Origin of the sequence: Bacillus sp. MYb78 (assembly GCF_002975115.1) — a bacterium.
Classification (GTDB): Bacteria; Bacillota; Bacilli; order Bacillales; family Bacillaceae_G; genus Bacillus_A; species Bacillus_A cereus.
This window is the reverse complement of sequence record NZ_PCOB01000002.1, coordinates 449,227-462,156: the sequence shown is the minus strand read 5'-3', so window position 1 is coordinate 462,156 and position 12,930 is coordinate 449,227. Positions and strand designations below refer to the sequence as shown.

The following is a 12,930-nucleotide window of genomic DNA, read 5'->3' as shown; positions in this document are numbered from 1 at the left end:
CGATGCAATATCTATATACCAAAATGTTAATGATGTTTAATTTGGAGAATACGGATTTATATGTACGAATACATTTTGTACATTATCTTGTTTCATAAGTATTTCTTTCACATGTTTTCCAATACGGTGTCCTTCTTCTACAGTAATGTATGGATCTACAGACACTTTAATATCGACAATAACATAATGACCATGCTCCCGTGCATATAAAGAACCAATTTTTTTCACACCATCTACTTGAAGGACTGCTTCTCTAAGCGGAATAACATCCTCCTCATGAAGAACATGGTCAAGCGTTGCATGAATTGCTTCCGCTCCAATGCTCCATGCCATTTTTACAACAAGAAGCGAAACAACTAATCCTGCAATCGGATCAGCATATACAAGCCAGTCTATACCAAGCTTACCACCGAGTATAGCTGCACAAATACCGATTAAAGCTGCAATTGAAGAAAATACATCCGAACGGTGCTCATATGCATTTGCAATAATTGCATCACTATTTACCCTTTTCCCTAATCGGAATTTATATTGAAACATTCCTTCTTTCACGACGATTGAAAGAACAACAGCAAAAATCGTAATTCCTTTCGGCGGTTCTAGTTCTTGCGAAAAAGCTTTTATAGATGAAATCGCGATTTCAAGTCCCACAATAAATAATAATACCGCAACAATAATCGCTGAAATCGATTCCGCTTTACCATGACCATACGGATGATCTTCATCAGGTGGCTGCTTTGCCGCTCGCAATCCAAAAAGTACAGCTAGCGAACCAATTACATCTGATGCAGAATGCACCGCATCTGCTAGCAGTGCTTTACTGTTCCCAATATAACCAATTACCGCCTTTACAATTGCTAATATAATATTACCAACGATCCCGACAATAGCACCAAACTCGGCCTGTTTAAAACGTTCATCTTTTTCCATAATTAAAATCCCTTCTTTTCTTAACCTATCTTTTTATTTTAACAAAAACAGCGATAACACCACCACTTTCTTCCATCTTCTTCCCATCAAAAAGTTGCTATCTTATTGTATCCACAAACGAAAAAAGAGATGCCTCATAATAAGGCATCATCTTTTCTATACTTGCGGTTCAGATTCTACTTTCTCAACCTTCTTCTTGTTTTTCCCCTTTTTCAAACGACGGTTTTCAAGCATTAACCAAATTTGAGAGGCAACGAAAACAGAAGAGTACGTACCTACTATTAATCCAACAAGTAACGCAAACGAGAAGTTACGTAGTGACTCACTACCGAAGATAAGCAGTGCAATTACTGGGAATAACACTGTTAATACGGTGTTAATCGAACGACCAAGCGTTTGGCGGATACTTGCATTTACAATCTCTTCTAGGTCTTTTATATCGCGCACTCGTTTTTTCTGCTTGTATAATTCACGGTTTCTATCAAATGTAACAATTGAGTCATTAATAGAATAACCGATGATTGTTAGTACTGCAGCGATAAACGTTAAGTCTACCTCTAATTGGAAAATACTAAACATAACAACCATAACGAATGCGTCATGTAGTAACGCAAGCACTGCAGATAACGCATACGTAAATCGGAATCGAATACTTACGTATAAAATGATAACTGCGGAAGCAATCAGTACAGCGATAAATGCATTTCGTGCAATTTCTTTACCGATTGTCGGTGAAACTGTACTTATGTTTGGATCTGTACCATATTTATCGTGGAAGAATGTTTTTGTTTTGGCAATTTCATCTTTTGATAAAACACCTAATGTACGAACTGCGAAACCTTTATTGTCATCTCCAGTCGGTACAATATTTTCTTCCTTCACATCAATGTTCAATTCTTTAAAATCTTTATGAACATCAGATACCGTAACGGCTTGTTTTGATTGCAAGTCAATACGTGTACCACTTGCAAAGTCAATCCCAAGATTCAATTTGAAAATTGGTAAGATAATTGCACCCGCAATTACAACTACAATTGAGAAGATAAGGAATTTATGACCGATATTCACGAAGTTAATACGATCAAATCTCGTTGGCGGATGCACTACACCTTTTGTTAATGGAATAATATCCTTTTGTTTCACACCAAAATATCCTGGTTTTTTATCGAAGTAACGGCTCTTTACAAGTAAACCTAGTAAGAAACGAGTACCGAATACGTTCGTAATAAAACCAACTAAAATACTTACGATTAAACTTGTTGCGAATCCTTTTACAGAGCTATTACCATAAACGAATAACACACCAGCTGCTGCAAGAGTCGTAACGTTTGCATCTAAAATTGTTGCTAATGAACGATGGTTACCAGCTCGGAATGCCGACATCATTGACTTACCAATTTTCAGCTCTTCTTTCAGTCTCTCGTACGTAATAATATTCGCATCAACTGCGATACCTACTCCGAGCACTAACGCCGCAATACCTGGCAACGTAAGAACTGCATGCATCCAGTTAAAGACAAGTAATGTAACGAAAATGTATAAACCTAACATAATAACCGCTACAAGTCCTGGTAAACGGTAGAATACAAGCATAAATAAGAAAATAAGAGCGATACCAATCGCACTAGCGAAAATCGTTTGCTCTAACGCTTGTTGACCAAATTTCGCTCCAACAGATGTTGAATACATTTCTTTTAAATCAACAGGAAGTGCACCTGCATTTAATAAAGATGAAAGTTGTTTCGCACTTTCAACTGTAAAGTTTCCACCTACGATAGATACTTCAGCTTGGTTAAATACTTGGTTTACTGTTGCTGCTGATAAGAACTTCGGATTCGGTTTTGCAGATTCTGCTTTATACGAATCTTTTCCTTCTTCAAAGTCAAGCCAAATTACCATTAAATTCGTTGGTGGTGGCATTTTAGAAATTTTTTCAGTTACTTCACGGAATTTTTCAGCGCTTTTTAGTGTAAGACCTACGCTCGCACGGCCCTGCTCATCAAACGTTTGCTTCGCTCCGCCGCCTTTTAAATCCGTTCCATCCATAAGAAGGTTATCATCCACATCACGGAATGTTAATTTCGCTTGTGTTGATAACATTTCACGTGCTTTTTGCTGATCTTGTACACCAGCAAGCTGTACACGAATTCGATCTTGCCCTTCGATTTGAATGTTCGGCTCACTTACACCGAGAACATTGACACGATTTTCAAGAGCACCTACTGTACTTACAAGTACGTCTCGATCGATTTTATCACCTTTTTTGGCTGGTTTTACTTCATAAAGAATTTCAAAACCACCGCGAAGGTCTAGTCCTAGACTAATTCCTTTTGCTATGTCTTTTCCTGCCGCACCAATTACTCCACCGATTAATAAGACGATGAGGAAAAAGGCGGCAATTCTCGTACCACGCTTTGCCATATGTACCCTCTTTCTGCTACTAACACTTTCAATAAATCTTTTACGATTCACTGCTATACGTGTGCATACGCCTAGTTAGTAGACTTCCTTTCTATAATTTTCGCTAGTTCATCACTAGCTGTATAGGTAAGCTTTTACACTCCCTACACTTTCATCATTTATTTTCCTCTTCACTACCTCCTTTATATATAATCTTAGACACAATTATTTCCTCTTTATCAATACATATCATTATACTGCAAAAGGAAGAACAAACCAATTGCAGTCGGTTATTTATTTTCGTACTCATCAAATGACCAAAGCGGTGCTTGGTAAGCTTCAACAGTTAAATATGTCATATATTCATTAGTACTTACTGTTAATACGTCATTAACTAATTCATACAATCTAACATCGCTGTCTATCTTCTTCCACTTTTTCACTTTGAGAAACTTCCAAATGTCATCATCTGTTACTCGGTCGTAACCGAACATTTGAAACTCTTCTACTTTACTTTCTAAAACGACTTGTAACTGTCCGCGGTATGATTCTACCAAAGCCTCTCTATCTAACATTTATAACATCTCCTTCTTATTTCAGCACGAAAAAGTCGCTTTAATCCCGCTCTAATGGACAGCAATAACTACTTTCAAGAGCACTATCATACTTCACTCTCTTAAATGCTTGTCATTCTTGTCTCGTACGTGCATATAAATTATTGTAAATCATTCCATTGATTTTGAGAAGGTAGGAGAAGAACATGACGAGACAAAGCTTTTTAAAAGGCGCATTTATTTTAATGATAGCCGGCTTTATTACAAAAATACTTGGCTTTATCAACCGCATAGTAATGGCACGTATTTTAGGAGAAGAAGGCGTTGGTCTTTATATGATGGCCGTTCCTACATTCATTTTAGCAATTACATTGACACAAATTGGTCTTCCTGTCGCAATCGCAAAATTTGTAGCAGAAGCGGAAGCTGTAAACGATAAACAAAGAGTTAAAAAAATATTAACCGTATCACTAGCTGTTACATCCGTTATTAGTATCATTTTAACAATCGGAATTATGTTCCTCACGCCTATTTTAGCAAAAACATTATTAACCGACGAAAGAACGTACTATCCATTAATGGCCATTTTGCCCGTTGTCCCGGTTATTGCTGTTTCTTCTGTTTTGCGTGGTTACTTTCAAGGGAAACAAAACATGAAACCTAGCGCTTATGCGCAAGTTCTAGAACAAGTCGTCCGCATTACCATTATCGCTATATGCATCCAGTTATTTTTACCTTACGGCATAGAATACGCTGCAGCCGGCGCTATGTTATCAGCTGTTCTCGGTGAAGTTGCATCCTTATTATTTTTACTCACGTTATTTCAGCGAGAAAAACATTTATCAATACGCTCTGGATTTTTCACTACTGTAAAGGAAAGCAAAGGGACATTTTATTCTCTGATGGATATTGCCCTTCCAACTACAGGAAGTCGTTTAATCGGCTCCGTTTCATATTTTTTTGAACCTATTGTCGTTATGCAAAGCTTAGCAATCGCTGGTGTCGCTGCTTCTGTTGCAACCCAGCAATACGGTATATTAAACGGTTATGCATTCCCGCTTCTATCACTACCCGCCTTTATTACATACGCTCTTTCTACAGCGCTCGTCCCTTCTATTAGTGAAGCAATGGCAAAAAGACAACATAAATTAGTGGAACACCGTTTACAACAAGCACTTCGAATTTCATTAATTACCGGCGGATGGTCTGTCGTTATATTATACGTATTCGCTTCTCCTGTTTTAACTCTTATGTATGGATCAGACAGCGCAACAGCATTCATTCAACTTCTTGCGCCTTGCTTTTTATTTCATTATTTCCAAAGTCCACTTACCTCTGTTTTGCAAGCTTTAAACTTAGCAAGGGCTGCAATGATGAATACATTTATTGGTGCCATCGTGAAATTAATCGTTATTTTTGTACTAGCATCAAGGCCAGAATTTCAAATGATGGGGGTTGCACTTGCTATCGCTGCAAATATTGTAACAGTAACATTTCTTCACTACGCTACTGTTTTAAAAAAAATTACATTTACCATTTACGCAAAAGACTATATTTTCGGCGGACTTGCCATCGGTATCGCAGGCGCCTTCGGTTTTTATCTCCATAAATATATTATTTTCTCTCATTCCCTTGGCATACAAACATTATGGGAAATCACTTTAACAACAATTGTTTATATCGTACTTCTCTTCACTTTCAAACTCATTCGAAAAGAAGAGTTAAGTCGTCTCCCTATCATTCGTAAACTTTCATTTTTGAAATAAGATGAAACTTTAATCAGTGGGGTAATCTCCACTGATTATTAGTTAAACCAATCATTCTTACTCTTTCAAAGGATAAATCTCTAATTTTCTTTTACATCAACAAAAAATTGTCCGTTTTGAAAACTACAGTATAAAATTTGTGTTACATCGTTATAACCTAAGTTTTTTAATTTCTCAATAAGCCATTCATCTGTATGCTCAATCATTTGTAAATGACTAGATTGAATTTCTCCATCAATAATAAGAGGAAGCGTAAACTGTAATGTATCTTGTTTATTTTTTTGTTTTTGAAAGACAGATAACTTCCCAGACGGTTCCAAAATAGCATATTCTACATCCCGAATATCTCCAACTCCTTGTTCCCTTAATTGCATCATTAAATCATCTATATTATACCGTTGCTTTCTCATCTTCTTTTCATCAATCTTCCCCGCGTTTACAAGAATAGCTGGCTCACCTTCTATTAAATGCCGAAAGCGTTGATACTTTAGGGAAATGACTGACAAAATAATTTGGATGCACATAAGAAAAGTCATCGGAACTAATTGATGCCAAAGTGATTTATCGGTATTTTCAATTGCCACTACGGCCATTTCTCCAAGCATAATAAATACGACTAAATCTAATACACTTAGCTCTCCTATCTCACGTTTACCCATAAGACGAAAAATAATTAAGATGATGATATACAAAAGCATTGTCCGTCCAATTATTGATATCCATTCCATTTCTACATCTCCTTTTTACGTATAGACTCCCCTATAAAAAAGAAACTAGTCTAACTTGGGCAAAAGGAAAATATGCTTGTATTAAAAAGGGGGAATGCATAAATGGATGGAACGAAAAAATTATCAACTGCAATTGGCTTTGGTATTGTTACACTACTAATTCTCGCATCTATTACTAGTATGATTATGGCTCTTTTATTAAAGTTTACAAATATAAATGAAGGGACATTAACCGTTACTATTTTTATACTCGCTCTTTTATCTATGCTTATGTCTGGATTTACTGCCGGCAAAAAGGCTCAAGGAAAAGGTTGGCTAGTTGGTTTCACAACAGGGCTCACATTCACTATACTCGTCTTTCTAGTTAACTATTTAGGCTTTTCTCAAACCTTATCGAACTCACAATTACTTTATCAATTAGCATTAATGGGGGCGAGTACACTCGGTGGTATTTTCGGTGTAAATATGTCAAAGCAAAGTAACTAAAAAAGGCCCTGCACATTTCATGCAGGGCCTTCCACATTAGTTTTTCACAACTTCACGAATCGCATTGCGATCGAAAGTTAAGTGTGAACCACCAGATTTAATAACGATTTTCGTCTCATCTACTGATTCGATTGTACCGTGTAAACCACCGATTGTTACGATAGCATCACCTTTTGCTAACTCACTTTGCATTTGAGCAACTGCTTTTTGACGTTTTTGTTGCGGGCGAATTAATAAGAAATAGAAAATCGCAAACATCGCAACGATCATAACGATATTCATCATACCTGCATTCATCTTTTGTTCCTCCTTTTAAATTATGTATTAGAAGTTTTTAGCATTCGGTTTATTAAAGCCATACTGTTCAAAGAACTCTTCGCGGAAATCGCCAAGACGGTCTTCACGAATAGCTTGTCTCACCTGCTCCATTAAGTTTAACAGAAAATGAAGGTTGTGATAAGACGTTAAACGAATTCCGAACGTTTCATCACATTTCATTAAGTGACGAATATACGCACGTGAGTAGTTTTTACATGTGTAGCAATCACAGTTTGGATCAAGCGGACCGAAGTCTCTTGCGAATTTCGCATTTTTTACAACGAGTCGACCTTCACTTGTCATACATGTACCATTTCGAGCGATACGAGTTGGAAGTACGCAGTCAAACATATCAATACCACGAATTGCACCATCGATTAATGAGTCAGGAGAACCTACACCCATTAAGTAACGAGGCTTATTATCTGGAAGAAGTGGTGTTGTAAACTCAAGTACACGGTTCATAATATCTTTCGGTTCACCAACAGATAAACCACCTACAGCGTAACCAGGGAAGTCCATTGAAACAAGGTCTTTCGCACTTTGACGACGAAGCTCTTCGTACTCCCCGCCCTGTACAATACCGAATAAACCTTGATCTTGCGGACGTTCATGCGCTTTTAAGCAACGTTCTGCCCAGCGGCTTGTACGCTCTACAGATTTCTTCATATATTCAAAAGTAGCCGGGAATGGTGGACACTCATCAAATGCCATCATAATATCTGAACCTAATGCATTTTGGATTTCCATCGCTTTTTCTGGTGATAAGAATAATTTATCTCCATTTAAGTGATTACGGAAGTGAACGCCTTCTTCTTCAATACGACGGAAGTCACTTAAACTGAATACTTGGAAACCACCAGAGTCTGTTAAGATTGCACGATCCCAGTTCATAAATTTATGCAAGCCGCCTGCTTCACGAATAATTTCATGACCTGGACGTAGCCATAAATGATACGTATTACTTAAAATAATGCCAGAATCCATTGCTTTTAATTCTTCTGGTGACATTGTCTTAACTGTCGCAAGTGTACCAACTGGCATAAATGTTGGTGTATCAAATGAACCGTGCGGTGTATGCACACGACCTAAACGGGCACCCGTTTGTTTACATGTCTTAATAAATTCATAACGAATTGCTGTCATAACTTACTCCTTTTATTTGTTTCTCATTTTAGCGTGAGATGCAACGAACATTGCATCACCGAAGCTAAAGAAACGATATTTTTCTTTTACTGCTTCATTATAAGCATGAAGTACATTATCTCTATTTGCAAATGCACTTACAAGCATGATTAATGTTGATTTCGGCAAGTGGAAGTTTGTAATTAAACCATCAATTGCTTTAAATTCATATCCCGGATACATGAAAATATCTGTCCATCCAGAAGCGGCGCAAAGCTTACCGTCATGATCTGTTGCAATTGTTTCTAACGTACGAGTTGATGTCGTACCTACAGTAATAATACGTCCACCATTCTCTTTTACACGATTTAATAATGTCGCTGTCTCTTCAGACATATGGTAATATTCTGCGTGCATATGGTGTTCTTCAATCGTGTCTGCAGAAACTGGTCTAAATGTTCCAAGCCCTACGTGAAGTGTAATGAATGCCAACTGAACGCCTTTTTGCTTTAACTTCTCAAGTAACTCTTCTGTAAAGTGAAGTCCCGCAGTCGGCGCTGCTGCTGAACCGATTTCTTTCGCATATACTGTTTGATAGCGATCGCGATCTTCTAGCGTCTCTTTAATATATGGAGGAAGTGGCATTTCCCCAAGTTCATCTAAAATTTCATAGAAGATGCCGTCATATGAAAATTCAAGCTGACGTCCACCTTGATCTGCAGTTCCTGTGCAAGTTGCTTTTAATTTCCCTTCGCCAAAAGAGATAACAGTTCCTTCTTTTACACGTTTCGCTGGCTTTACAAGCGTTTCCCACTTATCGCCTTCTTCTTGTTTTAAAAGAAGTACTTCAATGTGCGCGCCTGTATCTTCTTTCACACCGTGCAAACGAGCAGGCATAACTTTCGTTTCATTTAAAACTAAGCAATCCCCCTCATGTAAGTAAGAAAGAATGTCCGTAAAATGTTTATGCTCAATATCACCTGTTTCACGGTCTAACACCATTAATCTTGATGTTTCACGATCTTCTAACGGGACTTGTGCAATAAGTTCTTCTGGTAAATGAAAATCAAACAGATTTATATCCATAGCTATATCCACCTATTTCTTATTTAAATCGATTTATTATATACATAATAAAAGATAGTACAATACTTAACACAATACATGTAATGATAGGAAAATAAAAGGTAACGTTTCCTTTTTTCACAAAAATATCGCCTGGAAGCCTGCCAATGAACTTCCAAGCTAATCCAACAACGATGAGTAAGATTCCCGCTGTAATAAGCATTTTGGGCATCTCCATCATACTTTTGGCATCTCCATTCCGAAATGTTCATACGCAAGCGGCGTTACAATTCGGCCCCTTGGCGTTCGTTGTAAAAAGCCAATTTGTAATAAATACGGCTCATACACATCTTCAATCGTATGAGATTCTTCTCCAATTGTTGCTGAAACCGTTTCTAATCCAACTGGACCACCACGGAATTTCTCAATAATACCAAGCAGTAATTTATGATCAATATGATCTAGACCTAATTTATCTACTTGCAGTAGCTCTAATGCCATTTGCGTAATTTCCATCGTAACCGTTCCGTTACCACGAACTTGCGCGAAATCACGTACACGTCTTAAAAGACGATTCGCAATACGAGGTGTACCACGAGCACGTCTTGCAATTTCTAATGCAGCTAACGAATTGATTTCAACTTCAAACACTTCTGCTGTACGTTCAACAATCGCAGAAAGCTGATCTACTGTGTAGTACTCTAACCTTGAAAGTACACCGAAGCGGTCACGAAGCGGTGCCGATAATGCTCCGGCGCGTGTCGTTGCTCCAACTAATGTAAATGGCGGTAAATCTAGGCGTACAGAACGTGCTGAAGGCCCTTTTCCAATTACGATATCAAGGCAAAAGTCTTCCATCGCAGGATACAATACTTCTTCAATTGATCTATGCAAACGATGAATTTCATCAATAAATAATACATCCCCTGGCTGAAGCGCTGTTAATACAGCAGCTAAATCTCCTGGTCTTTCAATCGCGGGACCTGAAGTTGTTCTAACATTAACGCCCATCTCATTTGCAATAATATTCGCAAGCGTCGTTTTACCAAGACCTGGCGGTCCATATAAAAGCACGTGATCTAACGTTTCTTCACGCATTTTCGCTGCTTCAATAAATACTTCTAAATTATGTTTCGCTTTATCTTGGCCAATATACTGACGGAGCGTCTGTGGCCGTAATGAATATTCTAAATCCGCATCTTCATATGCAGATTCCCCTGAAAGGAGACGTTCGTCCATTATACTCACCTCTTACCATTTAGTAAAAGACTAAGTGCCTTTTTAATATACTGATCCGTCGTTAATGATTCTTTTAATAACTCTGGTACAACGCGAGAAACTTCGCGTTCTGCGTATCCAAGTGCGCGCAGAGCTTCCAGTGCCTCATCAAGCTCAGCTGATGAACCTTTCTTCTCATCAAAACGTTCTGTGTCTGAGAATAAATCCACAAATGCATCTGGTACGACATCTGCTAGTTTTCCTTTTAAATCTAAAATCATTTGGCGTGCTGTTTTCTTTCCGACGCCTGGGAATTTCACTAAAAACTTCTCATCTTCATGCTCAATCGCTTGAACGACCTGTCCTGTTTGACCAGAAGCTAAAATTGCAAGAGCGCCTTTTGGCCCAATGCCAGACACGCCTAACAACTTTGTAAATAATAAACGCTCTTCACGTGTTTTAAACCCGTAAAGTGCCATAATATCTTCTCTCACATAATGATATGTATAGACACGGATTTCTTGCTTACTTCTTTGAAATACATACGGATTCGGTGTGAAAATTTGATAACCAATTCCATTATGGTCAATTACGACATATTCCGGCCCTACATACTCCACGTAACCTGTAACATATTCAAACAAAATACGATCTCTCCCTCTTAAATCATGTATTCCATTTTAACATATTTAATGATAGAAAAGCGAGACTGCCCCAACAAATGTTCTCCACTTGAAACTTCTGTTATTTTCCATTGACAGAAAGGTTAAAGCACCTTAATATACAGATGTCGATAATGATTATCAATACTAATTAAAGGGGTTACATCAGGATGAAACGTAAGCTATTTATTTTATTTACTATTATGCTTGTTGTTCTTTCTATCGTTGGCTGTTCTTCTCAAAAAGAAGAATCAAAAGCAAAAGAACAACCGAAAACAAAAGTTGTAAAACATGCTAAAGGTGAAGCTACAATTCCAGTAAATCCAAAGAGAATTGTTGACTTATCTGGATCAACAGAAGAACTATTACTTCTTGGACACAAACCTGTTGGTACAGCAAATACATATAAAGATAAAATCCAAAATCACTTAACAGACAAATTAGATGGAGTAAAAGCAGTTGGTTGGTACTGGGCACCTAAAGTTGATTTAGAAGCTGTTACTGCTTTAAAACCAGACTTAATAATTTTAAACAACCGTCAATTAAAAATTTATGATCAACTAGAAAAGGTTGCACCTACAGTTGTTCTAGAAACAAACTTAGAAGACTGGCGTGGTAAGTTTAAAGAAGTAGGTAAGCTATTTGACGAAGAGAAGAAAGCAGACAAATGGATTGCAGACTACGATAAGAAAGCAGACTCTTTATCTAAAAAAATTAAAGAGAAAACAAAAGATGAGAACTTTATGTTCGTTGCAGTTACACCTCAAAACTTCCGTGTATACGGCAGCTTCGGATACGGTGACATCATCTTTAACGACTTAAAACTTCCTGCAACAAAAGGTACAGATTTAAAACAAACGATGGCGCAAGTATCACTAGAAGGTCTAGTTGCATTCCAGCCTGATCAAATGTTTATTGTAAACTTCGGCGGCGAAGCTGATAAAGTGTACGAAGACTACAAAAACAGTGCCGTTTGGAAAGACAATAAAGCAGTTAAAAATAATCACGTATATGAAGTATCAAATGAAGTCTTCAATACGAAAGCATTCAATCCAATTGGAAAAGATATGCTAATTGATGAAATCGCAAAAGAAATTTTAGCTAAAAATAAGTAAGAAAAAGCAGCTCACCATGAGCTGCTTTTTTTCTTATTTTGCACTGCGTATTGTTTCATTTTTTCAATCGTCTTTACAAAACCTTCTTTTGATTTAATCCGAATACCACGCTTCAATTTCGCACGCTCATAACTCTCAAGCTTTTTCATATCAATTTGAAAGAAAGAATGGATCGCATTATCACTTTTTGGCACACCTTTGAAAATTTGTAATATCCCTTCCTCTGAAACACCAAAATATCCGCTCGTTTTCAATAACGGAGAAATATCATCAACTTTCTTTTGTAATACGATTTGTACATCATCACGATCAACAAGTTGCCATTCTTTATATTGCTGTAAAAACTTTTCTAAATCCGCTACTTTTTCTGTAAGTATTTCCTCACTTACTTCTCCATCAACATACATACGCTCTAATAAAATTGTAACCTCAGGTTCTTTTTCCGTTACTTCTGGTACTGGCCCTTCCGCCTTCACATTCGTTTCATAAACGAAACAAAACATCATAACGAAAGCTTGCATCGCAATCAGTATCCATTTCATTTCCGTTCACCTCTTTTAGGC

The 12,930-nt window shown here is 37.4% G+C and carries 14 protein-coding genes; 3 read left to right on the top strand and 11 right to left on the bottom strand.

Features of this window, described 5'->3' with window-relative positions; genetic code table 11:
* Positions 1–36 precede the first annotated feature (36 nt).
* From CQ064_RS06360 to CQ064_RS06350, 3 genes are all read right to left on the bottom strand, one after another.
* Entirely contained in the window at positions 37–930 is an 894-nt protein-coding gene (locus CQ064_RS06360) for a cation diffusion facilitator family transporter (RefSeq protein ID WP_000409746.1), read from the bottom strand.
* Positions 931–1,086: 156 nt separating this feature from the next.
* On the bottom strand, positions 1,087–3,351 hold the full coding sequence (gene secDF / locus CQ064_RS06355) for a protein translocase subunit SecDF (RefSeq protein ID WP_001119065.1): 2,265 nt from the start codon (positions 3,349–3,351) through the stop codon (positions 1,087–1,089).
* Positions 3,352–3,620: 269 nt separating this feature from the next.
* On the bottom strand, positions 3,621–3,905 hold the full coding sequence (locus CQ064_RS06350; protein WP_000886979.1) for a post-transcriptional regulator: 285 nt from the start codon (positions 3,903–3,905) through the stop codon (positions 3,621–3,623).
* Positions 3,906–4,090: 185 nt separating this feature from the next.
* On the opposite strand from CQ064_RS06350, the gene spoVB reads away from it, so the two are divergent.
* Positions 4,091–5,650: a stage V sporulation protein B gene (gene spoVB, locus CQ064_RS06345; protein WP_000198301.1), complete on the top strand. Its 1,560-nt coding sequence runs from the start codon at positions 4,091–4,093 to the stop codon at positions 5,648–5,650.
* Positions 5,651–5,730: 80 nt separating this feature from the next.
* On the opposite strand, the gene CQ064_RS06340 is transcribed toward spoVB, so the two are convergent.
* Complete coding sequence (locus CQ064_RS06340; RefSeq protein WP_000454821.1) at positions 5,731–6,378, bottom strand: DUF421 domain-containing protein; 648 nt, start codon at positions 6,376–6,378, stop codon at positions 5,731–5,733.
* A 102-nt stretch (positions 6,379–6,480) separates the two neighbouring features.
* Here CQ064_RS06340 and CQ064_RS06335 point away from each other — a divergent pair, with 102 nt between their 5' ends.
* Positions 6,481–6,864: a TIGR04086 family membrane protein gene (locus CQ064_RS06335; protein ID WP_000349148.1), complete on the top strand. Its 384-nt coding sequence runs from the start codon at positions 6,481–6,483 to the stop codon at positions 6,862–6,864.
* Between the two features lie 36 nt (positions 6,865–6,900).
* Here the strand turns inward: CQ064_RS06335 and yajC are convergent, their stop codons facing one another.
* From yajC to ruvA, 6 genes are read right to left on the bottom strand one after another with little or no spacing between them, the layout of a single operon-like run.
* Entirely contained in the window at positions 6,901–7,161 is a 261-nt protein-coding gene (gene yajC, locus CQ064_RS06330) for a preprotein translocase subunit YajC (protein ID WP_000991115.1), read from the bottom strand.
* Positions 7,162–7,188: 27 nt separating this feature from the next.
* Complete coding sequence (tgt, locus tag CQ064_RS06325; RefSeq protein WP_000125365.1) at positions 7,189–8,328, bottom strand: tRNA guanosine(34) transglycosylase Tgt; 1,140 nt, start codon at positions 8,326–8,328, stop codon at positions 7,189–7,191.
* 12 nt (positions 8,329–8,340) lie between these two features.
* On the bottom strand, positions 8,341–9,393 hold the full coding sequence (queA, locus tag CQ064_RS06320; protein WP_000354019.1) for a tRNA preQ1(34) S-adenosylmethionine ribosyltransferase-isomerase QueA: 1,053 nt from the start codon (positions 9,391–9,393) through the stop codon (positions 8,341–8,343).
* 19 nt (positions 9,394–9,412) lie between these two features.
* A complete protein-coding gene (locus tag CQ064_RS06315; protein ID WP_000970410.1) occupies positions 9,413–9,613 on the bottom strand; it encodes a DUF2905 domain-containing protein in 201 nt (66 codons plus the stop codon).
* Positions 9,610–10,611, bottom strand: coding sequence for a Holliday junction branch migration DNA helicase RuvB (gene ruvB, locus CQ064_RS06310; protein ID WP_000344451.1), 1,002 nt, complete (start codon positions 10,609–10,611; stop codon positions 9,610–9,612). Before ruvB ends, CQ064_RS06315 begins: the two co-directional genes overlap by 4 nt.
* A 5-nt stretch (positions 10,612–10,616) precedes the next feature.
* Positions 10,617–11,234, bottom strand: a complete 618-nt coding sequence (ruvA, locus tag CQ064_RS06305; RefSeq protein WP_000464511.1) for a Holliday junction DNA helicase RuvA — start codon at positions 11,232–11,234, stop codon at positions 10,617–10,619.
* 188 nt (positions 11,235–11,422) lie between these two features.
* Between ruvA and CQ064_RS06300 the strand changes: the two genes are divergently transcribed.
* Entirely contained in the window at positions 11,423–12,367 is a 945-nt protein-coding gene (locus CQ064_RS06300; protein ID WP_000823606.1) for an iron-hydroxamate ABC transporter substrate-binding protein, read from the top strand.
* 11 nt (positions 12,368–12,378) lie between these two features.
* Here CQ064_RS06300 and CQ064_RS06295 read toward each other — a convergent pair whose 3' ends face one another.
* Positions 12,379–12,909, bottom strand: a complete 531-nt coding sequence (locus tag CQ064_RS06295; RefSeq protein WP_000871172.1) for a BofC C-terminal domain-containing protein — start codon at positions 12,907–12,909, stop codon at positions 12,379–12,381.
* Between the last annotated feature and the right edge of the window lie 21 nt (positions 12,910–12,930).

What these genes read in the sequence shown, in the direction of transcription:
- CQ064_RS06300 (WP_000823606.1), top strand. Translation starts at nt 11,423, where the DNA reads ATGAAACGTAAGCTATTTATTTTATTTACTATTATGCTTGTTGTTCTT.
- CQ064_RS06335 (WP_000349148.1), top strand. Translation starts at nt 6,481, where the DNA reads ATGGATGGAACGAAAAAATTATCAACTGCAATTGGCTTTGGTATTGTT.
- ruvB (WP_000344451.1), bottom strand. Translation starts at nt 10,611, where the DNA reads ATGGACGAACGTCTCCTTTCAGGGGAATCTGCATATGAAGATGCGGAT.
- secDF (WP_001119065.1), bottom strand. Translation starts at nt 3,351, where the DNA reads ATGGCAAAGCGTGGTACGAGAATTGCCGCCTTTTTCCTCATCGTCTTA.
- CQ064_RS06340 (WP_000454821.1), bottom strand. Translation starts at nt 6,378, where the DNA reads ATGGAATGGATATCAATAATTGGACGGACAATGCTTTTGTATATCATC.
- tgt (WP_000125365.1), bottom strand. Translation starts at nt 8,328, where the DNA reads ATGACAGCAATTCGTTATGAATTTATTAAGACATGTAAACAAACGGGT.
- CQ064_RS06350 (WP_000886979.1), bottom strand. Translation starts at nt 3,905, where the DNA reads ATGTTAGATAGAGAGGCTTTGGTAGAATCATACCGCGGACAGTTACAA.
- yajC (WP_000991115.1), bottom strand. Translation starts at nt 7,161, where the DNA reads ATGAATGCAGGTATGATGAATATCGTTATGATCGTTGCGATGTTTGCG.
- CQ064_RS06315 (WP_000970410.1), bottom strand. Translation starts at nt 9,613, where the DNA reads ATGATGGAGATGCCCAAAATGCTTATTACAGCGGGAATCTTACTCATC.
- queA (WP_000354019.1), bottom strand. Translation starts at nt 9,393, where the DNA reads ATGGATATAAATCTGTTTGATTTTCATTTACCAGAAGAACTTATTGCA.
- CQ064_RS06360 (WP_000409746.1), bottom strand. Translation starts at nt 930, where the DNA reads ATGGAAAAAGATGAACGTTTTAAACAGGCCGAGTTTGGTGCTATTGTC.
- CQ064_RS06295 (WP_000871172.1), bottom strand. Translation starts at nt 12,909, where the DNA reads ATGAAATGGATACTGATTGCGATGCAAGCTTTCGTTATGATGTTTTGT.
- spoVB (WP_000198301.1), top strand. Translation starts at nt 4,091, where the DNA reads ATGACGAGACAAAGCTTTTTAAAAGGCGCATTTATTTTAATGATAGCC.